The organism is Microbispora sp. GKU 823 (assembly GCF_002027145.1).
Lineage (GTDB): Bacteria > Actinomycetota > Actinomycetes > Streptosporangiales > Streptosporangiaceae > Microbispora > Microbispora siamensis.
The window spans coordinates 97,978-123,301 of record NZ_MWJN01000013.1 but is presented as its reverse complement, the minus strand read 5'-3'; the positions used below and the strand labels follow the sequence as shown (position 1 = coordinate 123,301).

Genomic DNA, 25,324 nt, shown 5'->3' with positions numbered 1-25,324 from the left:
CTCGCGGTCGTTGCCCGCCGCGGCAAGCACCTCTCCCGGCGCCACCGAGCCCGGCCGCGGCGGCCGAGCACGACGGCGCCGACCGGCACCTCGCCGCGCCCGCCCGCCCGTACGGCCTCCGCCAGCGCCAGCCGCATGGCGGCCTCGTACGTGTCCGGCGGCGAGCCGGTCACCGCAGGCGGTCGAGCTCGTCGGCGAAGCCGAGCCGTTCGGCGATGAGGGAGAGGATGTCGGCGGGCAGCACGCCCTCCTCCATGCTGAGCTCCACGAGCTCCTCCGCGCTCAGCGAGAAGTCGCCGAGCAGCTCCAGGTCGCCGACCGGACGGATGCCGAGGTCGGGCGCGTCCTTGTCCACCACGACGCCGGCCAGCTCGGCGAAGATCTCGCCAAGGGGGTCGTTCTGCACGGCGTGCGCGTCGGAGATGAACACGCGGGGGTCGAGGTCGTCCTGATAGCGGACGATCGCGAACCACTCGTCCTCGACCTCGACGCACAGCAGCGCGAGCTCGTCGCCGCTGAGCCCGAGGGCCTCCTGCAGGGCGTCGCTCAGGTCGTCGGCGATCTCGGCCTCGCCGAGGTCGACCTCGGCGCCGGCCCAGCGGCCGTCGATGCGGGCGAAACCGGCGGAGAAAAGGTTGGATCTGGAGGGCATTGCCGTCTCCCCAGGTCAGCCGATGGCGGCGTCGACGGCGCGTTCGAATGGCTGGGAGAAGCCCAGCCGCGCGGCGATGCTGGACAGGACCTCGTCAGGCAGCAGGTCGAGGTCGCCGGACAGCGCGCCCAGCTCCATCTCGTCGAGCCCGAGGTCGGCGAAGATGGACAGGTCCCCGGCGGGAAGCACGCTGTCGAGCTCCTCCTCCTCCGGCACGGGCACGTCGAGGTATTCGAGGACCTGCTGCGCCAGCGGCCACTCCCAGGCGGCCGTGATGTCCGAGAGGAAGACGTCCACCTGCTCGCCGAAGACCCGTAACGCCACGAAGAAGTCATCCCCTACGGCGACCATGCCAATCGTGGTTCCCATGCTGGGGGTCTGGCGAAGGGCGTGAATGAGTCCGTCCAGATCGGAGGTCAGCGCCACCGGGAGCATCTCCGCCTCCCAGCGGTCCTCCTCGCGATAGACGACGATGGCGAAGTCAAGAGTGTCCACGTCTGTCATCGTCTTCCCCACCGCACGCTCTTCACGCAGGCAATGGTCGCAGAATCGGAGGCGTACCGTACGGCTCTCACTCCAAATCGTGATCAAAGACTCAGCCGACGTCGAGGGTTTGCCCAGGAGACGGTAACTTCTCTACCCATGGAGACCCTCGTCGTCGACCACCCGCTCGTCGCCCACAAGCTCACCACTCTCCGCGACGTGCGGACCGACTCGCCGACGTTCCGCCGCCTGGCCGACGAGCTGGTCACGCTGCTCGCCTACGAGGCCACCAGGGACGTCCGGGTCACCGACGTGACGGTCGACACACCGCTCGCCCCCACCCACGGCGTACGGCTGGCGCGCCCCGCGCCGCTCGTGGTGCCGATCCTGCGCGCGGGGCTGGGCATGCTCGACGGGATGACCCGGCTCCTGCCGACCGCAGAGGTGGGCTTCCTCGGGATGATCCGCGACGAGTCCACGCTCAAGGCCCAGACCTACGCGACGCGGCTGCCCGAGGACCTGTCCGGCCGGCAGTGCTACGTGCTCGACCCGATGCTCGCGACGGGCGGGACCCTCGCCGCGGCGATCCACTTCCTGTTCGACCGCGGCGCCCGGGACGTCACCGCGATCTGCCTGCTGGCCGCCCCGGAGGGCATCGCGTACCTGGACGAGGCGTTCCGCGGCGGCGACCGGCCGATCCGGGTGGTGACGGCCGCCCTCGACGAACGGCTGAACGAGAACGGCTACATCGTGCCCGGCCTCGGCGACGCCGGCGACCGCCTGTACGGCGTGGTCTGATTTCCCCCGGGGTCTGATTCCCCGGGGTCTGATTTCCCTTCCTCTCCGCGTGGTCCGTCCCCATCTCACCTCTGGTTACACTGCGCGCCCGATAGGGTACGCACTGTGATGACGACGTCACCTCGCGCTCTCGCGAGCGGCGCGCCACCAGGGAGAGCGATGATCCAGCATCCGGCCGGCGAGCACTACGAACAGCTCGAGGCCCTGCTCAGGGACGAGTTCGCGGGGGTGCATCCTCCCGCGACGGTGACCCGGTGCGTTCAGGCCGCCCACCACGGCGCCATCGAGGTCACCGGACACGCGCACCCCGCACTGGTCGAGCGCATCGCACGCAAGCACCTGCGGGTCCTAGCGACCGCCGCGGCGGAGCGGGGCTGACGCCGTCGCGATCACGAAACCCGTTGGCGGTTCGCCGCTTTACCAAACGGGGCGTCTGGGTAATGTATTGGTCATGGGAGTGGTGACGGCGGTGCAGGCGAAGAAAGTCATCAAGTGGACGCTCATCGTGTCGGCGGGTTTCTATCTGCTCACGAGACCGACTGACGCGGCCCACACGGTTCACGGGGCCTTCAACGGCATCGTCAGCGCGGCCGACTCGATGGCGCAGTTCTTCGCCACCCTGACATGAGACTTGTGACCCACGGGGATTCGGCCCCGTCGTCGGTCAACCGTTACCTCCTCCCCCACGAACACCAAGTCATCATGGTCCGGCGCCATCCCGCCGTTCTCCTGCGCCCGGTCGCCGAGATCTTCGGTGGGCTCATCCTCGCCGGAGTCCTCAGCAAGTTCCTGAGCGACAACGGTGCGAGCCAGGCCCTCGCCCTCGTCTGGTGGGCCTGGCTCCTCCTGCTTGTTCGATTCGTCTGGAAGGTCGCGGAGTGGTCGGTCGACTACTTCGTCGTCACCTCCCAGCGCATGCTTCTCACGACGGGCCTCATCACGCGCAAGGTCGCGATGATGCCCCTGAGCAAGGTCACCGACATGAGCTTCCAGCGCTCGCTCCTTGGCCGCATGCTCGGCTATGGCGAGTTCGTGATGGAGTCGGCCGGCCAGGATCAGGCCCTGCGTACCGTCCCCCACATCCCCTATCCGGAGACCTTGTACCTCGAGGTCTGCCAGATGATCTTCCCCAGCAAGGACGGGGACGACGACTGACCGACGGCGGCCCGTCCGTTATCTCGACACCGTGATCGAACCTTCATCGTCGTGATTCTTGACGGAGGGTTACACGATTCGGTCGCTTCGTGCCATTATGGCGACACTATTGACCCTTCCCCCGCCCTGAGAGACCAGATGCCGAGTCAGGGAACCATCGGCGACCGCGTCCGCGGATTGCGGTTGAGCAGGCGCATGTCACAGGCCCAGTTGGCCGGACCCGACCTGTCCGACAGTTACGTCTCACTGATTGAGTCCGGAAAGCGGACGCCCACACCGGTCGTCGCCCGGCTGCTCGCCGAGCGGCTCGGTTGCACCACCGAGTTCCTGCTCCACGGGATAGAACCCCGGCAGCGCATCGACACCGAGCTCGGCCTCCGACATGCCGAGCTCGAGCTGTATCACGGCGATCCCGCCGTGGCGGCCGACCGCTTCGGCGAGATCGTCAAGGCGGCGGGTGAGGACAACGCGATGCTGGCCGCCCACGCGCGGCTCGGTGTGGCGCGGGCGCTGGAGGCCCAGGGTCGCGTCGGCCGGGCCGTCGAGGCGTACGAGCGGCTGCGCCGCGAGGCCGCCGCGCACCCCGAGCGCCTCGCCGACCTGCCGCTGACGGTCGCGCTGTGCCGTTGCTACCAGCGGGCCGGCGACCGCCTGCGGGCGCGCGACCTCGGCGCCAACGCGCTCGGCCAGATCGACCGGCTCGGCGTGATCGAGGGCGAGCTGGCCATCGAGCTGGCGCTGGCGCTGGTGGAGGCCGAGACCGGCCTGCCGTACGTCGAGCGGGTGCTGTCGACCGCGGGCCCGGCGCGCGCGAGCGACCGCAGCGCGGAGATCCTCGCGCTGTGGCAGGCCAGCGTCACGGCGGCCGAAGGCGAGGACTCGGCCCTGGCCGTGCAGCTCGCCGAGGACGCCCTCGCGGCGGGCCGTCCGGCCCGGATCGCCGTACGGCGCGCCCGCATCGCGATGCACTGGGCTCGTATCACCGCGGCGGATCCCGAAGGCGCCGATTTGGACCGAGCCAACGACCTCGCGAAGTCCGCGGCGGACGTCTTCGCGGGCTTCCCGTCCGAACGGCAGGAGCACGCGCGGAGCCTCGTGGTGCTGAGTTTCGTACGGTTCCGGACCGGAGACGCGGAATCCGCAGCCGAACTCGCCGGTCAGGCACTGGATCTGTTGGACGGTGCCAAGGGGACCACCGCGGCGAGCGCGAACATGGTTCTCGCCGAGATCGCGTTGGCACGGTCCGAAGATCCGGTTCCCGCGCTGGACCGAGCCCACGACCTGCTGGACGGCGAGGCGCACGACCGGGAGACCGCCCGGGCCTGGCGCATGCTCGGCGACCTGTGGGGCCAGGCCGGTGCCCTCGACCGGCAGACAGGGGCATATCGTAGAGCCCTGGAAGCGGTCGGAATCCGCGTGAACATACCGGGCTCCATGACCACTACGGTGCTCGCTCGATAGCCTCCTGGGGCTCCGGACTTGTTCTGGAGGCTCTGGAATAATGAGGGTCTACCACTCATTCCATCATCGGATGATTGGCAACCCAAAGGAGGCTGACGTGAGCCTGCGGACGGCGCAGCGGGCGTCTCTCGTGGACCAGGTGATCGACCAGCTCAAGGAGCAGATCACCTCCGGTTCCTGGCAGATGAATGCCAAGATTCCCACCGAGACCGTGCTCGCCGAGCACCTCGGAGTCGGCAGGAACACCGTCCGTGAGGCGGTCCGCGCGCTGACCCACGCCGGACTTCTGGAGTGCCGCCAGGGCGACGGCACGTACGTGCGGGCCACCAGCGAACTGTCGGGTGCGATGGCCAGGCGACTGCGCGCGGCCGAGCAGCTGGAGATCCTGGAGGTCCGGCGCGCCCTCGAGGTCGAGGCGGCCCGGCTCGCCGCGACGCGGCGGACCGACGAGGACGTCGCGTCCATCGAGGCCGCGCTGGCCGAGCGCGAGAAGGCATGGTCGGACGGCGATCCCGACGCGTTCGTCGAGGCCGACCTCGCCTTCCACGTGGCGGTCGTCGAGGCCACGCACAACCGGGTGCTGATCGACCTCTACGTCGACTTCTCCGCGGCACTGCGGGCGAGCATCGCGGCGGCCGGCGGCTCCCTGGAGCAGAACTACATCCCCCACGACGCGATCGTGCGCGCGATCGCCGCCGGCGACGCCACCGCGGCAGAGCGGGCCGGTCACGCGTGCATGGAGCACATCCTCATCGCCCTCACCGACTCGGCCACCCTCACCTCCTGAGCCCCCCGCCCGGCGGGTCCGTCTCGAACGGCACCCGCGGGCGCGAGCACAGTCAGGCGCGAGCACAAGCAGGCGAGCACAGTCAGACGCGAGGAGGGCTCAGCCGAGCCGCAGGGACATGACGAGATAGCGGAAGCCGGGGTCCTCGCCCTCGTCGGTGATCAGCGCGGGACGGGTCGGCGAATCCATGTGGATGCGCGCTCGCTCGGTCCCGACGCCCGCCAGCCCGTCGAGCAGGAAGTGGGGCTGGAAGGCGATCTGGATGTCCGGACCCTCCAGCTCGGCGTCGACGACCTCCGCGCCCCTGCCGATGTCACCGCCCCCGGCCTGGATCAGCACCTGTCCCTGGGAGAACGACAGCCGGACCGCGGCGTTGCGCTCGGCGACCAGCACGACGCGCTTGACGGCCTCCACGAACGGCCCCACCTCCACGTCGGCGTGGATCGTCCACTCCGCGGTCAGCCGGGACCGGTAGTCGATGAACTGGTCGTCCAGCAGGCGCACGGTGGTCGTGCGCCCCTGACTCTCGAAACCCGCCACGTTGTCGCCCAGGCCGATCGCCACCTCGCCGCCGCGCAGCGATCGGGCCACCTCGACCAGCACCCGCGCCGGCACGACCACGCCGTGCCGCGCGTCCTGCCGCTCCGGATGCCACAGGAACTCGCTCGCGGCGATGCGGTAGCGGTCGGTGGCGGCCATCGACACCCGCACGCCCTCGATGTCCACACGGATGCCCGTCAGCATGGGCAGCGTGTCGTCGCGGCTCGCGGCGGCGGCCACCTGCCCGACCGCGGTGGCGAAGGCGCCGCCGCCCACGGCGCCGACCTTCTGCGGCATCGGCGGCATCGCGGGGAAGTCCTCGTCCGGCATCGTGATCAGCCCGAACTCCGCGCTGCCACAGGTGAGCACCGCCTCCGACCCGCTTCTGACGATCTCGACGGGCCGGGCGGGCAGGCTCCGGGTGATCTCGGCCAGGACCTTCCCCGGGATCAGCACCCGCCCCGGCTCGGCGACGTCGGCTTCGACGTCGGCACGGGCCGAAACGTCGTAGTCGAAGGCGGACACCCGCAGATCGTCGCCCGCCTCCAGCAGCAGGCCCGCGAGAACGGGCACGGCGGGCCGGGCGGGCAACACCCGGGCGGCCCACGCCACCGCGTCGGCCAGAACGTCGCGGTTAACCTGGAATTTCATCCCGACCTCCTGCCTGCGCCACGACTCGACCTCAAAAGTAGCGGCCGGCACCGACAATCCGGCCGGTTCTACTTGCTGTTCAGGAAGGCGAGCACGGCGAGGACGCGGCGGTTGTCGTCGTCGGAGGGCGCCAGGCCGAGCTTGGTGAAGATGCTCGCCGTGTGCTTGCCCACCGCGCTGTCGCTGAGGAACAGCCGCTGCCCGATCGCGGCGTTCGACCTGCCCTCGGCCATCAGTTCCAGCACCTCCCGCTCCCGGGGAGTGAGCCGGCCGAGCGGTTCGTTGCGCGCGTTGCTCGCCAGGAGCCGGGCGATCACCTCGGGGTCCATGGCCGTCCCTCCGGCCGCGACCCTGCGTACGGCGTCGACGAACTGCTCGCCGTTGAACACCCGGTCCTTCAGCAGGTAGCCGACGCCGCCGGACCCGTCGGCCAGCAACTCCCTGGCGTACAGCTGCTCGACGTGCTGGGAGAGCACGAGGACCGGCAGGCCGGGCACCTGTCGCCGCGCGGCCAGGGCGGCCTGCAGCCCCTCGTCGGTGAAGGTCGGCGGGAGCCGCACGTCCACGACGGCCACGTCGGGACGCTCGCCGACCAGGGCGGCGAGCAGCTCCGGGCCGGACTCGACCGCCGCGACCACCTCGAAGCCGTGCGCGCGCAGCAGGGCGACCAGGCCCTCCCGCAGCAGGTGCAGGTCCTCGGCCAGCACTACCCGCACGCGCCGCCCTCCGCTTCCCTGGTCCGCGCCGTCGTCGCCAGCGCGACGGCCAGCAGGCCGCCGCCGAGCAGAATCATGCCCACGATGACCGGCCACTGGAAGGGCTCGGGCACGTGCAGGCCGAGGAACCAGGACTTCACCGGCGATCCCACGAGCTTCAGCACCATCGCGACCAGCCCCTGCGGGAACAGCGCGATCGGCCACAGCCCCCAGCAGAGGCGGCCGAAGTAGCGCCACGGGGTCATCGGCGCCGTCCGCACCCCGAACGCCCGGGGCAGCTCGATGAAGGCCGTGGTCGGGCCGCCCACCGGGCTGCTCACCGCGAGGACGCCGTCGAACGCCCCGAGCCTGCGCTCGATGCCGCGCAGGCCGGTGCCCTGCTCGGGGTCCGCGCCGCCGTGGCCGTCGTCGGTCACGGTCACGCGCAGCGCCGGGCCCTGCGCGCTCACGTCCACCCACGCCTCGGTCGCGTCGCCGTGCCTGGCGGCGTTGGCCAGCAGCTCGCTCACCGCGAAGTAGGCCGCAGACTCCAGCGGCGCGGAGGCGCGCTCGGGCAGGTCGACCGTGACGTGGGTGCGCAGCGGGCTGTCCAGGGCGAGAGCGCGTACGGCGTCGCCGAGGCCGCGCTCGGCCAGCACCGGGGGATGGATGCCGCGCACCAGCCGCCGGATCTCCTGCAGCGCGGTCGCCGAGGCCTCCCTCGCCTTGCCGAGCAGCGCCCGGGCCGCCTGCGGGTCGCTTTCCAGCAGTTGCTCGGCCGCGCCGATGGTCATGCCGATCGCCACCAGGCGGGCCTGGGCGCCGTCGTGCAGGTCGCGCTCGATCCGGCGCAGCTCCGCCGCCTGCGAGTCGACGGCCTCGGTGCGGGCGGCGTCCAGGCGGCTGACCCGCTGGGCCAGCCTGGCCTTCTCGGTGGGCCCCAGCAGCGCGGCGGCGACCTGGCCGTGCAGGCGCACGGCCCACGGCGCGTACCAGGGCACGACGATCACCGCGAGCAGGACCCAGACCAGGCCCAGGGGGTCTCCGCCCGCCACGCGGACGAGGCCGTACGCGGTCGCGAGCAGCGGAGCGGCGGCCACGAGCCCGCTAGTCAACGGCGCGGCGAGCAGGTAGGCGAAGTCGCGCCAGGTGGCGGGGTCCTTCGTCATCCAGTGCCACCGCAGGTTGAAGGCCGGGATCGTCGGCCGCTTGTACAGCGTGCGGCCGTCGCGATACCACCCGTCGTGCTGCGGTAACGGCGGGGGCGGCTCGGGCCGGTACGGCTCGTCGATCGATATGCCCGACCAGCGCGCCGCCAGCCGGCGTTGCAGCCGGGTCACGGCCCGCGCGAGCCGTACGGCCGGGGGAAAGACGATCACCAGGCCGACCGCGAAGGTGAGCAGCACCGCCGCCAGCATCGTCAGGCCGGCGGCCAGGCCCGCCAGAGCGAGCCCGGCGAGGGCGGTGCTCCGTGCCAGGGCGGTGAGGGCCGAGCGAGCTGAGGTCATGCCTTCAGTCTGGGGGCTGCCGCCGGGCCGGCACAGTGGCCCGAGCCGCCCGATGGGGGTGGAGAAAAGTGCACCCCCCACCGGGTCCGCAGCCGCATTCCGGGCCGCCCGCCCGGTTCCTAACGTCGTCGGCATGGCAATCATCACCGTGGACCACCTCCGCAAGACGTACGGAACGCGGGTGGCGGTCGAGGACGTGTCGTTCTCCGTGGAGGAGGGCGAGGTCTTCGGCATCGTGGGCCGCAACGGGGCGGGCAAGACGACGACGGTCGAGTGCGTCGCCGGGCTGCGCACGCCCACCGCGGGCACCGTCACCGTGGACGCGGACCTGAAGGAACAGGTCGGCGTGCAGCTCCAGGAGTGCTCGCTGCCCGACAAGATCCGGGTCGGGGAGGCGCTGGCGCTCTACGCCTCGTTCTACTCCCGCCCGGCCGACTGGCGGGCCCTGGCCGAGGAGGCCGGGCTCGACCTCCGCGCGCCCTTCGGCAAGCTGTCCGGCGGGCAGCGCCAGCGGCTGTCGGTCGCGCTCGCGCTGGTCGGAAGCCCCCGCGTCGCGATACTCGACGAGCTCACCACCGGCCTCGACCCGCGAGCCCGCCGCGAGACGTGGGACCTGGTCGCCAGGGTCAGGGAGCGCGGCGTGACCGTCCTGCTCGTGACCCACTTCATGGAGGAGGTGGAGCGCCTGTGCGACCGGGTCGCGGTCATCTCCCGGGGGCGCGTGCGGGCGGTGGACACCCCCGCCGGGCTGGTCGCCCGCGCCGGCGGCGAGCAGCGCCTGGTCTTCGAGACCGACGAGCCCGTCGACGGCCTGCGGGCGCTGCCCGAGGTGGCGTCCGTCGCCAGGAACGGCGCGGAGGTCACCGTCACCGGCACCGGCGACCTGCTGAGCGCCGTCGCCGCCGTGCTCCCCCGTCCCGCACCCGTGGCCTGCGCATGGAGCGCACCACCCTCGACGACGCGTTCCTCACCCTCACCGAGCCCACCACCGAGCCCACCACCGAGCCCACCACCGAGCCCACCACCGAGCCCGTCACCGGGCCGCTCACCGGCAGCCAGGAGAAGTCATGACCAGAGCCCTGACGAGACTCACGACCGTGGAGGCCCGGCTCTTCCTCCGCGAGCCGATGGCGGTGTTCTTCGCGATCGTGCTGCCGGTGGGATTGCTGCTGGGGCTCGGCGCGACGATCCCCGGCTTCCGCGACGCGGATCCGTCGCTGGGCGGCCAGCGGTTCGTGGACGCGCCCTTCACCGCGATGATGGTGCTGCTGTCGATCGTGACGCTCGGGCTGAGCGTGCTGCCGGGTACCCTGGTGATCTACCGGGAACGCGGCGTGCTGCGGCGGCTGTCCACCACGCCGGTGCGTCCCGGCGCGCTGCTGGCGGCCCAACTGCTGATCAACGTGGTCGTGTCCGTGGTCGCCACCACGCTGACGCTGGCGCTGGGTCACCTGATCCTGGGGGTGCCGCTGCCCGGCTCGCCCTGGGCGTTCGTGGCGATCTTCGTCCTCGGCACGCTCACCATGCTCACCATCGGCCTGCTGCTGGCCGCCGTGACGCCGAACTCCCGGGTCGCCCAGGGAGTGGGCTCCGCCCTCATGTTCCCCCTGCTGTTCCTCGCCGGGATGTGGCTGCCCCGGCCGCTCATGCCCGAAATCCTGCGCCGCATCAGCGACTTCACGCCCACGGGCGCCTTCGGGCAGGGGCTGATGGACGCCCTGGGCGGGCATGTCCCCCAGCCGCTCCACCTCGCCGTACTGGCGGGCTGGGCGCTGGCCGCCGGTCTCGCCGCGGCCCGGCTGTTCCGCTGGGAGTAGTCGATGCCGCCCGGGCGCCCGGCGCCTACCCCAGGGGTAATCGCCGGGCCGATCGGCGACCGGATAGCGTCCTTTGCGTGACCGTTGCCACGCTTCACCAGCGGCCGTTCGGGGAGCTCCTGCGCCAGTGGCGCGAGCACCGGCGGCTGAGCCAGCTCGATCTGTCCAACCAGGCCGAGATCTCCACCCGGCACATCAGCTTCCTGGAGACCGGCCGGGCCACGCCGAGCCGCGACATGGTGCTCCATCTCTCCGAGCACCTGGACCTTCCGCTCCGCGAGCGCAACCACCTGCTGCTGGCCGCCGGATATGCCCCCGTCTACACCGAGTCGCCGCTCGACTCACCGGGGATGGCGGCGGTGTGCGAGGCGATCCGGCGGCTGCTGTCGGCCCACGACCCCTACCCGGCCGTGGTGGTGGACCGCACCTGGGAGCTCGTCGACGCGAACGAGGGCATCGCGCTGCTGGCCGAGGGCGTGGACCCCGACCTGCTGAGCAACGTGCTGCGGGCGAGCCTGCACCCGGAAGGGCTCGCCCCGCACATCCTGAACCTGGGCGAGTGGCGGGCGCACCTGCTCGGACGGCTGCGCCGGCAGATCACGCTCACCGCCGACCCGCGGCTCACCGAGCTGTACGCCGAGCTGCGCGACTACCCCTGCGACCAGCCGGAGCCGGAGGTGGAGCTGCCCGGCCCCGGGGACATCCTCGTGCCGCTCCGGGTGCGGCGGGCCGGGCGGGAGCTGTCGTTCTTCAGCATCGTGGCGACCTTCGGCACTCCGCTCGACATCACGGTCTCCGAGCTGGCCATCGAGTCGTTCTACCCGGCCGATCCCGCGACGGCGGCTTTCCTGCGCGACACCTCTTCGTGATCATCTGGCGTCCGCGCGGCGATCCGGCCCTGCCACAATTCCCCCATCAAGCCACGCCCAATAAGGGGAGACAAGGGTGCCCGCACGGGTGCTGACCAACACGTTCCACGTGGACGCCGCGCCGGAGGAGGTGTTCGAGCACCTCACCACGCCGGAGAGCTACATCGGCCTGTCGCCGCTCGTCGTCGCCGTGCGGGACGTCGACACCTCCGAGCCGGGGGTGGTGCGCTACACCTCCATCGAGCGGTTCCGCTTCCTCGGCCTGAAGTACGACAACCCCATCGCGGTCACGCTGCTGACCGAGCACCTGGCCGGGGGACTGTCCGTACGGGGACAGGTGCGCAGCCCCGGCGGCGTCCACATGGGCTATCGGTTCGACCTGTCCCCAGAGGCGGGCGGCACGCGGATGGACGACCGGCTGGACCTGAGCGCGCCGTGGCTCGTGGTGGGGTTCGCGGCGGGCCAGGCGAGGAAGGTGCAGCTCGCCAGGGCCCGGATCCTCGCCGAACGGCTGTCCGGGCGGTCGACGCGCGGTTCGTGAACGGCTCCGGCGACTCGGCGTACGCCGCGGTCGCGAGCGCCGGGTCGAGAGCGGCGGGCTCGATGCCATAAGTGCTGGGTGCGATGTCCGTCCTGACCGCCGCTCTCCGGCGTGAGAAGCTGAAGCCCCCACCATTGCCCCGGAGGTACCCCATGCTCGTGCTGGCGCACGTCAGCGACATCCACATCGACGGAAGCGAGCGGAACACCTCGCGCGCCGCCCGCGCGCTCACCTACGCGCGGTCGCTGCGGCCCGACGCGATCGTGCTCACCGGCGACCTGGCGGACCACGGCGCGATGGAGGAGTACGAGACCGTCCGCGAGCTGATCGCCGGTGACGACGTGCCGCTCGTGCTGTGCCCGGGCAACCACGACGCACGGGGGAACCTCCGCAAGGTCCTGCTGGAGCAGGACGGCGACCACCCGGTCAACCAGGCGCTCAACCTCGACCACGCGACGATCGCGCTGTGCGACTCCAGCATCCCCGGCCGCCCCGAGGGCGCGCTGGACGACGACACCCTGGCCTGGCTCGACTCCGTGCTCGCCGCCACCCCCGGCGTCCCGGCCTTCGTCGGCATGCACCACCCGCCCGTCGCGCTCGGCATCCCGTACGTGGACGAGATCCGGCTCGGGCGGCCGGAGGGCCTGGCGGAGGTCCTGGGCCGCCACCCGCACGCCATCGCCGTACTGGCCGGGCACGCCCACACGGCCGCGGCGACGACGTTCGCCGGGCTGCCGCTGCTGGTCGCGCCGGGGGTGGTCAGCACCGCGCTGCTGCCGTCCGAGACCTCGGCGCACCCTCCGGTGGACTACGACCTGCCGCCGCCGTCGCCCTGCACGTGCTGGACGACGGCCGGATCACCACGCACTACCGGCCCGTCCCCTAGCTAGACCTTCGTGATGCGGACGGCGTCGGCGACGACGTAGCCGGTGGCGGAGGTCCACCGGCTCACGCCGACCACCTTCGAAGTCCCGGCGGACAGCGTGAACGTGCCGAGCGAGCGCCACTGGCCGCCGCCCGTCCGCTGGTCCACCGCGACCGTACGGTTGCCGCTCGACGTCGCCACGATGTACGGCGCCGCGCTGTTGTAGCCGGGGTCGGACGGATACCAGACCTCGACCCGGTAGCTCCCGGCACTGGGGATCGTGGCGGTGAACCAGGCCGGGTCGCTGGCGGCCACGGGGGTGGCGAAGCGGTAGTCGGCGCCGTACCGCTGGGCGGAGTAGGCCGAGGTGCCCCAGGCCGAGCCCGCGGTGAAGGACGTCCCGGCGTTGTCGACCACGATCGCGGACGCCCCGGTGGCGGTCGCACCGCCGCTGGGCGCGCTCTCCTGCCGCCATCGGTCGAGCGCGGTGACGTAGTAGGTGACGGTGCCCGTCGCGGTGGTGTCGGTGTAGCTCGTCTGCCCGGTCGTGGTCAGCAGGTTGCGGGCGTCGGCGATGGAGCACGGATCGGCCGTCGGGACCGCGCCGTCGACCCGGTAGACCGCGTACGAGGAGCCGCTGCCCTGCCAGGAGAGGGTGACGCCGGTCGAGGTGCGGACGGCGGAGGTGCTCGACGGAGCGGGGGGCGGGTTGCCGGTGCCCCGCGCGGGCGGGAGCGCCGGCCGGGAGTAGTGGGCCGCCACGAGGGCCGAGAAGCCCCCGATCCGGTCCGCCCTGACGTCCTTGGCGCTGAAGTAGACGTCGCCGGTCACCTCGGGGTGCTTCCTGTTGTCGTAGAGGTGGTCGCTGAGCTCGGCCGGGTCCTGCCAGGCGGCGTCCTGGCCGCTCGCGCCGACCCGGTAGGCGGCCTGGCCGACGACCAGGCCGACGCCGGTCCCCCTGACGACGTCGGACCACCAGGCGGTGAGCACCTCGTACGCGGCGGGGCCGTAGCCGATGTTCCAGTAGATCTGCGGCGCGACGTAGTCCACCCAGCCCTGCTTCACCCACAGCCTGGTGTCGGCGTAGATCGCGTCGTACGACTGCAGCCCGGAGGTCCGGGAGCCGAGCGGGTCGGTGGCGGAGTTGCGCCAGATGCCGAACGGGCTGACGCCGAAGGACACCCACGGCTTGGCCGCGTGGACGCGCTGGTCCAGCTCCCGTACGAGCCGGTCGACGTTGTCCCGGCGCCAGTCGCCGATGTCGGAGAAGCCTCCGCCGTACCGGCTGAAGGTGGCGGAGTCGGGGAGGGCCTGGCCGCTCACCGGATAGGGGTAGAAGTAGTCGTCGAGGTGGACGCCGTCGATGTCGTATCGGGTGACGGCGTCCATGATGGCGTCCTCGATGAAGGCCCTGACCTCGGGGATGCCGGGGTTGTAGTAGAGCTTGCCGCCGTACGCGAAGCGCCAGTCGGGATGCACGCGGGCCGGGTGGGTGGAGACCAGCGTGGCCGGGTCGTCGTCGTTGGCGATCCGGTACGGATTGAACCAGGCGTGCAGCTCGAGGTCGCGGGCGTGGGCCTCGGCCACCAGGAACGCCAGGGGGTCGTAGCCGGGGTCGCGGCCCTGGGCACCGGTCAGCCACTGCGACCACGGCTCGTACGGCGAGGGCCAGAAGGCGTCGGCGGTGGGCCTCACCTGCACCATCACGGCGTTCATGCGCTTGCTGACGGCCAGGTCGAGCCAGGAGCGCAGCTCGGCCTGCTGTGCGGAGACGCTCAGGCCGGTGCGGCTGGGCCAGTCGATGTTGGCGACCGTGGAGATCCACATGGCGCGCAGCTGCCGCTTGGGCGTCGCGGGGTCCGTGGCGCAGGCCGCCGCGGCTTCGGACCGGGGAGTGACGAGAGTGACGACCAGGACGATGAACGTGGCCAGGAGGGTACGCGGAAGCGTGGTCACGAAGGGAAGTTTCAACGCCTTCCCTTGACCATGCAATAGTTTTCAGCCGATCGGAGGGGGCCCAAATCCGGTCACAGCACGACGACGAAGGCGGAAAGTTTCTTCTTACACGGCTGTGATGTCAATTATCGACATCGTGTCAGAACTGGCATACGGTGCAGCCGTCACCCCCCTCACCAGGAGCCCCGCATGAGTCTCCCCCTCGCCCGATTAGCCGCCCTCACCGCCACCGTCCTCGCCGCCCTCCTCGTCCTCTGTGGCCTCACCGGACGGCCCGCCATGGCGGCCGGGCCCACCCCGCTTCCCGCGGCGTTCGACCGCGCCGCCGCCGCGCACGACGTGCCGCGCGACCTGCTGGTCGCCGTGGCCTACGCCGAGACCCACCTGGACGACCACGGCGGCAAGCCGAGCGCCAGCGGCGGCTACGGCGTCATGCACCTGGTCAGCAACCCCACGGTCCACGCCCTGGAGAAGGCCGCCGAGCTGACCGGGCTGCCGGTCGAGACGCTGCGCTCCGACACCGAGGCCAACGTCATGGGCGGCGCGGCCCTGCTGCGCGCCCACGCCGACGAGCTCGGCCTCGACGAGACCGCGAGGAAGGACGCCGGCCGCTGGTATCAGGCCGTGGCCCGATACTCCAACGCCGCCTCACCCGAGGTCGCCCGCCTCTACGCCGACTCCGTCTACGAGCAGCTCGGCCTCGGGATCAAGGCCCGCGGCGTCACGGTCGCGCCGCGGGAGGTCACCGCGGACCGCGGCGCGTACGCCCGGGTCCGCGACCTGAACTCCCCGGTGGAGACGCTCAGCACCGACTACGGCCCCGCCGCGTGGGTGCCGGCCAGCTCCGCCAACTACACCGCATCGAGCCGCCCGTCGAGCTACGCCATCGACCGGGTGGTCATCCACGTGACCCAGGGCTCGTACGCCGGCACGATCTCCTGGTTCCAGAACTCCGCCGCCCAGGTCTCGGCGCACTACGTGGTCAAGTCGTCGAACGGCGAGATCACGCAGACGGTGCGGGAGAAGGACATCGCCTGGCACGCGGGCAACTGGTCCTACAACACCCGCTCCATCGGCATCGAGCACGAGGGCTACATCAGCGACGCCTCGTGGTTCACCGACGCCATGTATCGCGCCTCCGCGGCGCTGACCCGCGCCATCTGCGACAAGTACGGCATCCCGAAGGACCGCGCGCACATCATCGGCCACAACGAGGTGCCCGGCGCCACCCACACCGACCCCGGCTCCTACTGGAACTGGACGACCTACATGAACTACGTGACCGGCGGCGGCACCCCGTCGTGGTCGGCCACGGTGGACAATTCGAGCGGCCAGTTCACAGCGAGCGCGAACTGGGGCACCTCGTCCTACTCCGGCCAGCGCTACGGCGCCGACTACCGCTTCGCGAACCCCGTGGCCGCCAGCGATCCTGCCTGGTATCAGGTCGCCGTCCCCAGCGCGGGCACCTACCGGGTCGAGGTCTGGTATCCGTCCGACCCCGGCTACAACTCCTCCGCGCCGTACATCGTGGCGACGTCGAGCGGCAACCAGACGGTCTACGTCGACCAGCGCTCCGGCGGCGGCACCTGGCGCAGCCTGGGCACGTTCTCCCTCAACGCCGGCACCTACAACGCCGTCGGCGTCAGTCGCTGGACCTCGGGCACGGGCTACGTCGTGGCCGACGCCGTCCGCGTCACCCGGGTCTGATCCCCCGATGAGCGTCCGTACGGCTCACGCTCCGGGAACGTCGTCGGGGATCCACGAGCCGTGGAATCCGGCGGGCACCCGGCGCGGCAGCCGTACGGACGCCACCTGGGCCAGGTCCGACGCGTCGAGCACGAGCAGTTCCGCGCCGTGCTCGGTGCCCGCGATCGACAGCAGCCAGCCCTCGTCCTCGGCCCTGGCGCCCGCAGCGGGGACGAACACGGCCTCGCCGGGCGAGCGCTCGCCCGTCCGGTGGGCCCGGCTCGTGCCGTTCGCGGTGTCGTACTTCACGATCGCGCCCTTGCCGACCGCGTAGATGTAACGGCTGGTCAGGCCGGTGCGGGTCTCGTTGATCGTCGGGAACTCCACGTCCAGGTCGTCGAGCGGCTCGTCCTTCGCGATGCCGATGGCGGGGTCGAGCGTCCAGCGGTGCAGAGCCGCGCCCCCGGTGTGGGCGGCCGGGTTGGCCGCGCCCCCGATGGTGGGCCAGAAGCCGCAGAACGCCCCCGGCGAGTAGCGCACCGCGTCGACGACGACGCGCCCGTGCTCGTCCTCGCTCGCGTTGCCCACATGGAAGACGTAGCAGGGGTCGATCTCGAACCACCGCACGTCGCCGGTCCCGCGGCTCATCACGCCCAGCCGCGCGCCGTACGCGTCGTCCCACCGGTACGGCATGCCGCGGCCCACCAGGTCGAAGTCGAAGACGACCGGCAGGTCGAGCCACACCACGTGGTGCTCGGTGATCGCGAAGTCGTGGGCCATGGTGGGCCCCGGCACGTCCACCGGCCGGCTCTCCACCAGCTCGCCGTCGGCCGACAGCCGGTGATAGGTGAGATAGGGCGCGGCCCAGCCGTACCCGAAGAAGTGCAGCTCCCCGGTGATCGGGTCCTCCTTCGGGTGGGCGGTCATCGCCGTGGCCAGCCGCCCGCCGAAGTCGCAGGGGCCGACCGTGTCGAGCTCCGGCGTCATCTCGTACGGCAGGCCGTTCTCCACGAGCGCGAGGATCTTGTCGGCGTGCCGGATCACATGGGTGTTGGCGGGGACGGCCGCGAGGTCGACGCCGCGCTCGTGCACGTACGGCGCGCCGGCGAAGCGGGTGGTGCGGACCCAGCGGTTGCGATACCACTCGGCCCGCCCGTCGCGCAGCCGGATGCCGTGGATCATGCCGTGGCCGACGAACCAGTGCCCGCCGTCCTCGCCGGGGCGGGGGTTGGGGCCGTTGCGGAAGTAGCGGCCGGTGAGCTCGGGCGGCAGCGTGCCCTCGACCGGCAGGTCGATCGCGTCGATCTCGTCGGACACGGGGGCGAGGCGGCCGGTCAGGTAGGAGGCGGTCATGTCGGTGACTCCCTTCAGGCGGCGTAGCGGGCGCGGACGATCTGGGGGTAGCGGATGGTGAACAGGGCGGGGAGCGCGAAGCCGCAGACCTTCACCGCGATGATCGCGGCGGTGGCGTGCGGGGCGAAGGCGAGCAGCAGGGCGAGGCCGACGGCGTTGAGGGTGAAGCCGACCGCCCACACGGCGGTGATGACGGCGTTGACCCGGTAGAACAGCGGGGTCGCCTGCACCTCGGCCGGGGTCGTCCGGCGGGCGATGCCCAGCGTGAACGGCTTGCGGATGGCCAGCGACCCCCAGGCGGTGAGGGCCAGCCAGGCCACCGAGACGGCCGGGCCGTACTCGCCGAAGGGTGCCGGCGTGACCGTGAACGCGGCGAGCGTCAGACCGGCGAAGAACACCCCAGAGCTGAGTTCGATGACCATCTCGTCCCAGCCGCGCCCCGCCCTGCGGTCGATGGCGAGCAGCACGATCGAGACGAGGAGCGCGGCCGCGGCTCCGAAACGGGCCTCGCCGTTCGTGCTGAGAACGGCGAAGGCGATCCAGGGGAGGAAGGTCAGGACGTAACGGAGCACGGGGGAGTTCCTTAGGTTCGACATTCCATGAGTGACATGTCGAAAGTAGAACCTCCGCTAGCGACATGTCAACACAGGAATGTACGATCGGACCCATGAGCCTTCGTCATGCCATGCTCGGCCTCCTGTCGGCCGGGCCCGCCAGCGGGTACGACCTGCTGAAGACCTTCGAGCTGTCCCTGGAGAACGTCTGGCCCGCGACCCAGAGCCAGCTCTACGCCGAGCTCGGCCGGCTGGCCAAGGAAGGGCTGGTGAGGGTCGCGGCGGAGGGCCCGCGCGGGCGCAAGGAATACGAGATCACCGAGGAGGGCCGGGCCGAGCTGCGCCACTGGCTGGTCGAGGTGCCGCCCACCCTGAGCCGGCGCAGCGACATGCTGCTGCGCGTCTTCTTCCTCGACCAGGTCGGCGCCGACGCCGCCCGCGGCTACCTGGAGCGGCTGGCCGAGCGGGCCGTCCACGAGCACGACCAGCTCCGCGGCATCCGCGAGTTCGTGATCAGCCAGGGCGACGACGCGCTGCGGCTCTACGGCGACATCGCGCTGGAGTGGGGCCTGCGCCTGACCGCCGCGCAGCGCGACTGGGCCGAGTGGGCGGCCGGGCGGGTGGGGGCACTCGAACACGAGAAGGCCGGGCAGGCCGGGGCCGAGTGACAACTCCCGGGGCCCCGGCGTACCGGAACGTGTGCGCCGGGTACTAGCCCGCCGACCCGCAGAACACCTTGACGGCGATCCCCATGACCTCCGGGGTCGTCGGGTTGCGGGTAGAGGGGTTGATCGACAGGGTCAGCGACGTGCCCGAGTCCGACCGGAACGCGAACGTCAGATAACCGATCAGCTCCCCGCTGTGCCCCCACACCGTGCCGCACGGGAGCCGGTAGGCCTGCAGCCCGAGCCCGTAGCCGAATCCGGCTCCCGTCTCCACCGTCGTGCGCATCGCCTGCAAGGACGCGTCGCTGATCAGCTTGCCGCCGAGCAGCGCCGACATGAACCGCTCCAGGTCCGCGGCGGTCGAGATCATCTCCCCGGCGGCCCAGTCCAGCGAGGGATTCATCCGCGTCGCGTCCACCAGGCCGGGCAGCGGCTCGTACCCCTTGGCGTGCGGTGACGGCAGCCCTGCACGGTCGCCCGGCACCACCGTGTGGCGCAGCCCCAGCGGGCGCAGGATCCGGCGCGTGACCTCCTCGCCGTACGGGTGGCCGGTCAGCTTCTCCACCAACAGCCCGAGCACGACGTAGTTGGTGTTGGAGTAGTGCCACTTCCCGTCGTCGGGGAGCTTCTTGGCGAAGGCCACCTTGAGCAGTTCGCGCGGCTCGTAGGAGCGGAACCGGGCGTCGCCGCGCCAGCGGTTGGTCGAGTATCCGGGCTCGCTCATGTAGTCGTACAGGTGGCTGGTGTGGTTGAGGAGCCGCCGGACGGTGATCTGCTCGCCGCCCGGCACCAGACCGGGGAGGTACTCGTCAATGGGGTCGTCGAGCCGCACCTTGCCCTCGTCCACGAGCTGGAGCACCACCGTCGCGACGAAGGTCTTGGTGACGCTGCCGATCCGGAAGTAGCCGTTGGGCGACGGCCGTCCACCGCGCTCGATGTCGCGCACGCCCGCGGCGCCCGACCAGGTGTGGCCGCCGTCGGAGACCCGCGCCAGGGCGGCCGTCGCCCCGCCGCCCGCGACGATCTTCTCCAGGTCGGGGCGTACGTCCACGGCCTGGCCGCCCGCCGCGACGGTCATCGCCACCAGCACGTTCGTCATCGTCTGCATCATGTGATCAACGCTATGGAGATCGGCTTCGCGGAGGAATGCGGTGCGCCGCCCACTCGACCTGCGGAAAACCGCAGCGGTTCAGGAGCCGAGGTAGCGCAGCACGGCCAGGACCCGGCGGCTGTAGCCGGTCGTGTGCGACAGCGCGAGCTTGTCGAACAGCGCGTTGACGTGCTTTTCCACCGCGCTCTGCGAGACGTGCAGGGATTGGGCGATCGAGGCGTTGGTCAGGCCCTGGGCCATGAGCTCAAGCACCTGGCGCTCGCGGGCGGTGAGCTGGGCCAGCGGGTCGGCGTGGCTGGTGCGCGCGAGCAACTGGCGCACCACCTCCGGGTCGAACGCCGTCCCGCCCGCGCCCACCCGCTCGAGCGCGTCCAGGAAGTCGCCGACCTGGGCCACGCGGTCCTTGAGCAGATAGCCGACGCCGTCGATGCTGCCGCTCATCAGCTCGGTGGCGTACTTCTTCTCGACGTACTGCGACAGCACCAGCACCTTGACCTCCGGCCGCGCCGCCGGATCTCCAGCGCGGCGCGCAGGCCCTCGTCGGTGTGGGTGGGCGGCATGCGTACGTCGACCACCACCGCGTCGGGCCTGTCGCCGTCCACCGCCTCCAGGAGCGCGTCGGCGTCGCCCACCGCGGCCAGGACGTCGTGGCCTTCCTCCTTCAGCAGCCGCACCAGGCCCTCGCGCAACAGCGCCGAGTCCTCGGCCAGCATCACCCGCACGGCAACTCCGCTTCGATCACAGTGGGCCCGCCGGGCGGACTGGTCACGGTGAACCGGCCGTCCAGCGCGGCCACCCGCCGCGCCAGCCCGGTCAGCCCGCCGCCGGTGGCGTCGGCTCCGCCCACGCCGTCGTCCTCCGCTCGCACGACGACCATCGTGCCTTCCTGACGTACGTCGATGGTGACCAGGGTGGCCCCGGAGTGCTTGGCCGCGTTCGTCACCGCCTCGCTGGCCACGAAGTAGGCGGCGGCCTCCACCACCGACGGGGGCCGCTCCGGCAGCGCGCAGGTCACCGTGACCTTGACCGGCGCCCGCTCGGCCACGCCGGCGAGCGCCTCCCCCAGCCCGTGCGCGTCCAGCCCCGACGGGTACACCCGCCAGGCCACCTCGCGCAGCTCGACCAGCGCCTGCTGAGCCTGCTCGTGGACCTGCTCCAGCAGCTCGGGGCGGCCCCGGCGGGCGCGTCCCGCGAGCATGGACAGCGCCACCAGCCGCTGCTGCACCCCGTCGTGGAGATCGCGCTCGATCCGCCGCCGCTCGGCGTCGACCGCCGCGACCACCCCGGCGCGGCTCTCGGTCAGCTCGGCGATCCGCCGCCGGAGCACCTCGGCGGGGTCGGGAGCGAGCAGGCGTACGGCGAGCCGCCGCTCCAGCGCGTCCACCCCCACCAGGCCGGACACGTCCAGGAAAAGCAGGACGACGCCCGCGAGGAGGAAGTAGGCCAGCAACGGCGGGGTGGGCAGCATGCCGTCGAACGCCTCCCCGCGCCCCCAGGACCACGCCAGCCTGACCGCCATACCGACGCCGACCACCAGCAGCAGCACCACCAGGCCGCCCAGGAGGCCCACGGGCGCCCGGGCGGCCAGGAAGCGCAGCTCACCCTCCTCGGTGCGGCCCGGAAGGTCCAGGCGCAGCCGCCGCAACTCCAGGCCGGTCAGCCGTGCGGCCGTCGCGCGCACCGCGGGACGGCCGGCGAACGGCACCGCCACCAGGACGAAGACCAACCCCGGAAGGGCGGTGACCGCGCCTGCGGCCACCGCCCCGACGAGCCTCAGCGCTCTAACCGTCCAGCGCATGCCGCCCCTTGCGCCGCTCACTCAGCCGTACGCCCACGAAGACCAGCACGGCCAGCAGCACCGTGGCGACGACCGCGTTGGTGCCCACGCTCACGTACTTCTCCACCAGAGACCAGTTCTCGCCGAGCGTCCAGCCTGCCAGTACGAAGAGGGTGTTCCAGAGCAGGCTCCCTGCCGTGGTCAGGAGCGTGAAGACGCCCAGCGGCATGCGTTCCACGCCGGCGGGAACGGAGATCAGGCTGCGGAAGATCGGGATCATCCGGCCGAAGAACACCGTCTTGCGCCCGTGCTTGAGGAACCAGGCCTCGGTCTTGGTGATGTCGGAGACCTTCAGCAGCGGGATCCGCGCGGCCAGGGCCAGCGTGCGCTCACGACCGAGCATCGCGCCCACCCAGTACAGCGCCAGCGCCCCGGCCACCGAGCCGGCCGTGGTCCACAGCAGGACGGCGAGCAGGTTCATCTCTCCCCGGGAGGCGGTGAAACCGGCCAGCGGCAGGATCACCTCACTGGGGAGGGGCGGGAAGAGGTTCTCCAGCGCGATCGCGATCGCGGCCCCCGGCGCGCCGAGCAGCTCCATCAGGTGAATCAGCCATTCCGTCATGCGCCCGAGACTAGGAACGATCAGGGTAGAGCCACCATGAGGCGCGTGGCCGTTCAGGGGTGGGGAAAACCACAGCCGCCGTGCGTACGGCCAGTCGGCGTGATCTAGAGGGTGGCGCGGGGAGCCAGACCCCGGAGCAGGGCGTCGAGCGCGCGGTCGAAGCGCTCCTGATGGTCCTCGGGAGTGCCGAGCCCGGCGCGCAGCGCCTCGGCCAGCACGGGATACTCCCCCGGGTCGAGGCTCTCCATCACGCCGGCGACGTCCGGCTCGTCGTGCCCCGGCGTACGTCCGGCCTCGGCCAGCGTGTGCCCCACGACGAACGTCGCCACCGCGTTGACGAGCTGGAGCCCCTCCAGTGCGCCGAACCCCTCGGCCCGCAGCGCGGCCGCCATCCGTTCCACGGTCGCGAGACCGCCGGGCGCGAGCACCGGCCGGGTGGCGACCAGCGGCAGCAGGGCGGGGTGCGCGAGCAGCTCCCGCCGGATCGCGACCGCGAAGGCGCGAAGCCACTCCCGCCACGGGCCCACCGGCTCGACCGTGACCCGCGAGACCGCCATGTCGATGAGCCCGTCCAGGACGGCGTCCTTGTTCGGCACGTAGTAGTAGAGCGTCATCGCCTCCACGCCCAGCTCGGCGCCGAGCTTGCGCATCGACAGCGCCGCGATGCCCTCCCTGTCGACCAGGCCCAGCGCGGCGGCGAGCACCTTCTCCCGGGACAGTCCCACTCGCGGCATCGATCCTCCACTTGACGTCTCTTACGTCGTAAGAATATCGTCCTCTTACACCGTAAGAAAACGAAGGGGAGCACCCATGAGCACCGCCGCGAAGACCGTCGTCCAAGGGCTGTTCGACGCGATCAACGACCGGAGGCTGGGCGACCTGCGCCGCTACATGACCGACGACGTGATCGACCACAACAAGGTGATCCACGGGGAGCCCGACGAGCCGGGCGCGGCGTTCGACGCCATCGCCCAGCAGCTCGACGCGTTCGACCCGTTCCACCTGAAGGTCGAGGAGATGATCGGCGAGGGCGACCGGGTGGCCGTGCGGCTGACGATGTCGGGGGTGAACTCCGGCTCCCACCCGCGCATGCCCGAGCCCACCCACCGCTCGTTCACCGTCGAGGCGATCTTCATCCTCACCCTGCGGGACGGGAAGATCTCCGAGATGCGCGCGGTGAGCGACCGCCTGGGCATGTTCTTCCAGCTCGGCTGGGACTGGCCCGAGGTCGACTGACCGCTGACGCCGTCGGCCCGAAGGCCTCAGGTTCCCGCCCCGGCGGCCTCGCGGTCGGACGCGTGCCCGCCGCGCGGTCGGCGCATGATGACGACGTCAGTGAGTGGCCATGTCCACGAAGCGGCTGTAGTGGCCCTGGAAGGCCACCGTGACCGTGGCCGTGGGGCCGTTTCGGTGCTTGGCCACGATCAGGTCCGCCTCGCCCGCGCGTGGCGACTCCCGCTCGTACGCGTCCTCCCGGTGCAGCAGGATGACCATGTCGGCGTCCTGCTCGATGGAGCCCGATTCACGTAGGTCCGACACTTGCGGGCGCTTGTCCGTACGCTGCTCGGGACCACGGTTGAGCTGGGAGATCGCGATGACCGGCACCTCAAGCTCCTTGGCCAGCAGCTTCAGGGCCCGGGACAGCTCCGAGACCTCCTGCTGACGGCTCTCGGTCTTCTTGGGCGAGCTCATGAGCTGGAGATAGTCGACGATCACGAAACGCAGGTCGTGACGCTGCTTGAGGCGGCGGCACTTGGCCCGGATCTCCATCATCGACATGTTCGGGGAGTCGTCGATGAACAGCGGCGCCTCAGCGACCTCGCCCATGCGGCGGGCCATCCGCGTCCAGTCGTCGTCGCTCATCATGCCCGAGCGCATCGTGTGCAGCGCCACCCGAGCCTCGGCGGACAGCAGACGCATGGTGATCTCGTTGCGCGACATCTCCAGCGAGAAGATGACCGTGGTCATCCCATGCTTGATCGCCGCAGATCGGGCGAAATCCAGCCCTAGGGTGCTCTTTCCGATCGCGGGGCGGGCGGCCACGACGATCATCTGGCCGGGGTGGAGGCCGTTGGTCAGGGCGTCGAGGTCCTGGAAGCCGGTAGGGACGCCGACCATCTGGCCGCCGCGGCTGCCGATGGCCTCGATCTCGTCGAGCGCCGACGGCATGATCTCCGAAAGCGGGAGGTAGTCCTCGGACGTGCGGCGCTCGGTGACCTTGTAGATCTCGGCCTGCGCGCGGTCGACCAGGTCGTCGACCTCCTCGCCCTGGCCGCCGTACCCGTAGGAGACGATGCGGGTGCCGGCCTCGATGAGGCGGCGCAGGACGGCCTGCTCCCGGACGATCTTGGCGTAGTAGCCGGCGTTGGCGGCGGTGGGCACGATCGCGGTCAACGTGTGCAGGTACGCACCGCCGCCGACCCGGGCGACCTCGCCACGCTTCTGCAACTCGTCGAAGACGGTCACCGAGTCGGCGGGCTCGCCCCGGCCGTACAGGTCGGTGATCACCTCGAAGACGATCTGGTGGGCCGGCCGGTAGAAGTCGTCGGCGCGCAGCACCTCGATGACGTCGGCGATGGCATCCTTGGACAGCAGCATGCCGCCCAGCACCGACTGCTCGGCCTCGATGTTGTGCGGCGGCGTCCGCTCGAACATCGAATCGGAGCCTCCCGATCCCCCCGGGAAGTCGAGCACGCTCACCCTCACACCCCCTGCCCAGCGGTCACGGCAACCCCAGCCCGGTGCGCAAGTCTCCCCAACCCCAGGGCCGGGCGGCAA

26 protein-coding genes and 2 pseudogenes are annotated in these 25,324 nt (G+C 71.3%); 14 read left to right on the top strand and 14 right to left on the bottom strand.

Going from position 1 to position 25,324, the window contains the following annotated elements:
- Positions 1 to 169: 169 nt before the first annotated feature.
- Both B1L11_RS10275 and B1L11_RS10270 read right to left on the bottom strand, forming a co-directional pair.
- Positions 170 to 652 (bottom strand): tRNA adenosine deaminase-associated protein, encoded by a 483-nt coding sequence (locus B1L11_RS10275; protein ID WP_079314257.1) that lies wholly within the window; start codon positions 650 to 652, stop codon positions 170 to 172.
- Positions 653 to 667: 15 nt separating this feature from the next.
- Complete coding sequence (locus B1L11_RS10270; RefSeq protein ID WP_030508646.1) at positions 668 to 1,156, bottom strand: tRNA adenosine deaminase-associated protein; 489 nt, start codon at positions 1,154 to 1,156, stop codon at positions 668 to 670.
- Between the two features lie 138 nt (positions 1,157 to 1,294).
- Here B1L11_RS10270 and upp point away from each other — a divergent pair, with 138 nt between their 5' ends.
- From upp to B1L11_RS10245, 6 genes are all read left to right on the top strand, one after another.
- Positions 1,295 to 1,933, top strand: a complete 639-nt coding sequence (upp, locus tag B1L11_RS10265; RefSeq protein WP_079314256.1) for a uracil phosphoribosyltransferase — start codon at positions 1,295 to 1,297, stop codon at positions 1,931 to 1,933.
- Positions 1,934 to 2,092: 159 nt separating this feature from the next.
- Positions 2,093 to 2,311 carry a hypothetical protein gene (locus tag B1L11_RS10260; protein ID WP_079314255.1) on the top strand — a complete coding sequence of 73 codons (219 nt, stop codon included), beginning with the start codon at positions 2,093 to 2,095 and terminating at the stop codon, positions 2,309 to 2,311.
- Positions 2,312 to 2,384: 73 nt separating this feature from the next.
- Positions 2,385 to 2,561 (top strand): hypothetical protein, encoded by a 177-nt coding sequence (locus B1L11_RS46680; protein WP_179155058.1) that lies wholly within the window; start codon positions 2,385 to 2,387, stop codon positions 2,559 to 2,561.
- Complete coding sequence (locus B1L11_RS10255) at positions 2,558 to 3,088, top strand: PH domain-containing protein (RefSeq protein WP_079314254.1); 531 nt, start codon at positions 2,558 to 2,560, stop codon at positions 3,086 to 3,088. The genes B1L11_RS46680 and B1L11_RS10255 overlap by 4 nt, the downstream gene beginning before the upstream one ends.
- Positions 3,089 to 3,226: 138 nt before the next feature.
- A complete protein-coding gene (locus tag B1L11_RS10250) occupies positions 3,227 to 4,549 on the top strand; it encodes a helix-turn-helix transcriptional regulator (RefSeq protein WP_079314253.1) in 1,323 nt (440 codons plus the stop codon).
- Between the two features lie 97 nt (positions 4,550 to 4,646).
- Positions 4,647 to 5,336 carry a FadR/GntR family transcriptional regulator gene (locus tag B1L11_RS10245; RefSeq protein WP_079314252.1) on the top strand — a complete coding sequence of 230 codons (690 nt, stop codon included), beginning with the start codon at positions 4,647 to 4,649 and terminating at the stop codon, positions 5,334 to 5,336.
- A 99-nt stretch (positions 5,337 to 5,435) separates the two neighbouring features.
- Here the strand turns inward: B1L11_RS10245 and dnaN are convergent, their stop codons facing one another.
- The 3 genes from dnaN to B1L11_RS10230 form a co-directional block, all read right to left on the bottom strand.
- The gene (dnaN, locus tag B1L11_RS10240; RefSeq protein ID WP_079314251.1) at positions 5,436 to 6,527 is read right to left on the bottom strand and encodes a DNA polymerase III subunit beta; all 1,092 of its coding nucleotides are present in this window, start codon (positions 6,525 to 6,527) and stop codon (positions 5,436 to 5,438) included.
- Positions 6,528 to 6,595: 68 nt separating this feature from the next.
- Positions 6,596 to 7,243 carry a response regulator transcription factor gene (locus B1L11_RS10235; protein ID WP_079314250.1) on the bottom strand — a complete coding sequence of 216 codons (648 nt, stop codon included), beginning with the start codon at positions 7,241 to 7,243 and terminating at the stop codon, positions 6,596 to 6,598.
- Positions 7,234 to 8,730, bottom strand: coding sequence for a sensor histidine kinase (locus tag B1L11_RS10230; RefSeq protein ID WP_079314249.1), 1,497 nt, complete (start codon positions 8,728 to 8,730; stop codon positions 7,234 to 7,236). Before B1L11_RS10230 ends, B1L11_RS10235 begins: the two co-directional genes overlap by 10 nt.
- Positions 8,731 to 8,863: 133 nt before the next feature.
- Here B1L11_RS10230 and B1L11_RS54670 point away from each other — a divergent pair.
- From B1L11_RS54670 to B1L11_RS10205, 5 genes and pseudogenes are all read left to right on the top strand, one after another.
- A pseudogene (locus tag B1L11_RS54670) lies at positions 8,864 to 9,708 on the top strand (ABC transporter ATP-binding protein); the annotation flags it as partial.
- Positions 9,709 to 9,797: 89 nt separating this feature from the next.
- A complete protein-coding gene (locus B1L11_RS10220; RefSeq protein ID WP_079314248.1) occupies positions 9,798 to 10,547 on the top strand; it encodes an ABC transporter permease in 750 nt (249 codons plus the stop codon).
- Positions 10,548 to 10,624: 77 nt separating this feature from the next.
- The gene (locus tag B1L11_RS10215; protein WP_079314247.1) at positions 10,625 to 11,416 is read left to right on the top strand and encodes a helix-turn-helix domain-containing protein; all 792 of its coding nucleotides are present in this window, start codon (positions 10,625 to 10,627) and stop codon (positions 11,414 to 11,416) included.
- Positions 11,417 to 11,492: 76 nt separating this feature from the next.
- Positions 11,493 to 11,957, top strand: coding sequence for an SRPBCC family protein (locus B1L11_RS10210; RefSeq protein ID WP_079314246.1), 465 nt, complete (start codon positions 11,493 to 11,495; stop codon positions 11,955 to 11,957).
- 152 nt (positions 11,958 to 12,109) lie between these two features.
- On the top strand, positions 12,110 to 12,847 hold the full coding sequence (locus B1L11_RS10205) for a metallophosphoesterase (protein WP_256862390.1): 738 nt from the start codon (positions 12,110 to 12,112) through the stop codon (positions 12,845 to 12,847).
- On the opposite strand, the gene B1L11_RS10200 is transcribed toward B1L11_RS10205, so the two are convergent.
- The gene (locus B1L11_RS10200; RefSeq protein ID WP_079314245.1) at positions 12,844 to 14,778 is read right to left on the bottom strand and encodes a family 10 glycosylhydrolase; all 1,935 of its coding nucleotides are present in this window, start codon (positions 14,776 to 14,778) and stop codon (positions 12,844 to 12,846) included. The two genes, B1L11_RS10205 and B1L11_RS10200, sit on opposite strands and share 4 nt — an antisense overlap.
- A 189-nt stretch (positions 14,779 to 14,967) precedes the next feature.
- Here B1L11_RS10200 and B1L11_RS10195 point away from each other — a divergent pair, with 189 nt between their 5' ends.
- Positions 14,968 to 16,485 carry an N-acetylmuramoyl-L-alanine amidase gene (locus B1L11_RS10195; protein WP_079314244.1) on the top strand — a complete coding sequence of 506 codons (1,518 nt, stop codon included), beginning with the start codon at positions 14,968 to 14,970 and terminating at the stop codon, positions 16,483 to 16,485.
- A 24-nt stretch (positions 16,486 to 16,509) separates the two neighbouring features.
- On the opposite strand, the gene B1L11_RS10190 is transcribed toward B1L11_RS10195, so the two are convergent.
- Both B1L11_RS10190 and B1L11_RS10185 read right to left on the bottom strand, forming a co-directional pair.
- Positions 16,510 to 17,817 (bottom strand): carotenoid oxygenase family protein, encoded by a 1,308-nt coding sequence (locus tag B1L11_RS10190; RefSeq protein ID WP_079314243.1) that lies wholly within the window; start codon positions 17,815 to 17,817, stop codon positions 16,510 to 16,512.
- A gap of 14 nt (positions 17,818 to 17,831) precedes the next feature.
- Entirely contained in the window at positions 17,832 to 18,389 is a 558-nt protein-coding gene (locus B1L11_RS10185) for a hypothetical protein (protein WP_204051104.1), read from the bottom strand.
- A gap of 95 nt (positions 18,390 to 18,484) precedes the next feature.
- On the opposite strand from B1L11_RS10185, the gene B1L11_RS10180 reads away from it, so the two are divergent.
- Positions 18,485 to 19,039 (top strand): PadR family transcriptional regulator, encoded by a 555-nt coding sequence (locus B1L11_RS10180; protein WP_079314241.1) that lies wholly within the window; start codon positions 18,485 to 18,487, stop codon positions 19,037 to 19,039.
- A gap of 43 nt (positions 19,040 to 19,082) precedes the next feature.
- Here B1L11_RS10180 and B1L11_RS10175 read toward each other — a convergent pair whose 3' ends face one another.
- From B1L11_RS10175 to B1L11_RS10155, 5 genes and pseudogenes are all read right to left on the bottom strand, one after another.
- The gene (locus B1L11_RS10175) at positions 19,083 to 20,147 is read right to left on the bottom strand and encodes a serine hydrolase (protein ID WP_179155068.1); all 1,065 of its coding nucleotides are present in this window, start codon (positions 20,145 to 20,147) and stop codon (positions 19,083 to 19,085) included.
- 78 nt (positions 20,148 to 20,225) lie between these two features.
- A pseudogene (locus B1L11_RS10170) lies at positions 20,226 to 20,869 on the bottom strand (response regulator).
- Positions 20,860 to 21,945 (bottom strand): sensor histidine kinase, encoded by a 1,086-nt coding sequence (locus tag B1L11_RS10165; protein ID WP_079314240.1) that lies wholly within the window; start codon positions 21,943 to 21,945, stop codon positions 20,860 to 20,862. Before B1L11_RS10165 ends, B1L11_RS10170 begins: the two are co-directional and overlap by 10 nt.
- Positions 21,929 to 22,546, bottom strand: a complete 618-nt coding sequence (locus B1L11_RS10160) for a DedA family protein (protein WP_079314239.1) — start codon at positions 22,544 to 22,546, stop codon at positions 21,929 to 21,931. The genes B1L11_RS10165 and B1L11_RS10160 overlap by 17 nt, the downstream gene beginning before the upstream one ends.
- 104 nt (positions 22,547 to 22,650) lie before the next feature.
- On the bottom strand, positions 22,651 to 23,280 hold the full coding sequence (locus B1L11_RS10155; RefSeq protein WP_179155067.1) for a TetR/AcrR family transcriptional regulator C-terminal domain-containing protein: 630 nt from the start codon (positions 23,278 to 23,280) through the stop codon (positions 22,651 to 22,653).
- A 76-nt stretch (positions 23,281 to 23,356) separates the two neighbouring features.
- On the opposite strand from B1L11_RS10155, the gene B1L11_RS10150 reads away from it, so the two are divergent.
- Positions 23,357 to 23,782: an ester cyclase gene (locus tag B1L11_RS10150; protein WP_079314237.1), complete on the top strand. Its 426-nt coding sequence runs from the start codon at positions 23,357 to 23,359 to the stop codon at positions 23,780 to 23,782.
- A gap of 96 nt (positions 23,783 to 23,878) precedes the next feature.
- Here the strand turns inward: B1L11_RS10150 and dnaB are convergent, their stop codons facing one another.
- Complete coding sequence (gene dnaB, locus B1L11_RS10145; RefSeq protein WP_143737165.1) at positions 23,879 to 25,201, bottom strand: replicative DNA helicase; 1,323 nt, start codon at positions 25,199 to 25,201, stop codon at positions 23,879 to 23,881.
- Positions 25,202 to 25,324: the final 123 nt, after the last annotated feature.

Coding starts and splice junctions, on each gene's coding strand:
- B1L11_RS10150 (WP_079314237.1), top strand. CDS start 23,357: ATGAGCACCGCCGCGAAGACCGTCGTCCAAGGGCTGTTCGACGCGATC.
- B1L11_RS10195 (WP_079314244.1), top strand. CDS start 14,968: ATGAGTCTCCCCCTCGCCCGATTAGCCGCCCTCACCGCCACCGTCCTC.
- B1L11_RS46680 (WP_179155058.1), top strand. CDS start 2,385: ATGGGAGTGGTGACGGCGGTGCAGGCGAAGAAAGTCATCAAGTGGACG.
- B1L11_RS10255 (WP_079314254.1), top strand. CDS start 2,558: ATGAGACTTGTGACCCACGGGGATTCGGCCCCGTCGTCGGTCAACCGT.
- upp (WP_079314256.1), top strand. CDS start 1,295: ATGGAGACCCTCGTCGTCGACCACCCGCTCGTCGCCCACAAGCTCACC.
- B1L11_RS10230 (WP_079314249.1), bottom strand. CDS start 8,730: ATGACCTCAGCTCGCTCGGCCCTCACCGCCCTGGCACGGAGCACCGCC.
- dnaN (WP_079314251.1), bottom strand. CDS start 6,527: ATGAAATTCCAGGTTAACCGCGACGTTCTGGCCGACGCGGTGGCGTGG.
- B1L11_RS10175 (WP_179155068.1), bottom strand. CDS start 20,147: ATGATGCAGACGATGACGAACGTGCTGGTGGCGATGACCGTCGCGGCG.
- B1L11_RS10260 (WP_079314255.1), top strand. CDS start 2,093: ATGATCCAGCATCCGGCCGGCGAGCACTACGAACAGCTCGAGGCCCTG.
- B1L11_RS10205 (WP_256862390.1), top strand. CDS start 12,110: ATGCTCGTGCTGGCGCACGTCAGCGACATCCACATCGACGGAAGCGAG.
- B1L11_RS10270 (WP_030508646.1), bottom strand. CDS start 1,156: ATGACAGACGTGGACACTCTTGACTTCGCCATCGTCGTCTATCGCGAG.
- dnaB (WP_143737165.1), bottom strand. CDS start 25,201: ATGTTCGAGCGGACGCCGCCGCACAACATCGAGGCCGAGCAGTCGGTG.
- B1L11_RS10190 (WP_079314243.1), bottom strand. CDS start 17,817: ATGACCGCCTCCTACCTGACCGGCCGCCTCGCCCCCGTGTCCGACGAG.
- B1L11_RS10155 (WP_179155067.1), bottom strand. CDS start 23,280: ATGCCGCGAGTGGGACTGTCCCGGGAGAAGGTGCTCGCCGCCGCGCTG.
- B1L11_RS10180 (WP_079314241.1), top strand. CDS start 18,485: ATGAGCCTTCGTCATGCCATGCTCGGCCTCCTGTCGGCCGGGCCCGCC.
- B1L11_RS10250 (WP_079314253.1), top strand. CDS start 3,227: ATGCCGAGTCAGGGAACCATCGGCGACCGCGTCCGCGGATTGCGGTTG.
- B1L11_RS10220 (WP_079314248.1), top strand. CDS start 9,798: ATGACCAGAGCCCTGACGAGACTCACGACCGTGGAGGCCCGGCTCTTC.
- B1L11_RS10160 (WP_079314239.1), bottom strand. CDS start 22,546: ATGACGGAATGGCTGATTCACCTGATGGAGCTGCTCGGCGCGCCGGGG.
- B1L11_RS10275 (WP_079314257.1), bottom strand. CDS start 652: ATGCCCTCCAGATCCAACCTTTTCTCCGCCGGTTTCGCCCGCATCGAC.
- B1L11_RS10165 (WP_079314240.1), bottom strand. CDS start 21,945: ATGCGCTGGACGGTTAGAGCGCTGAGGCTCGTCGGGGCGGTGGCCGCA.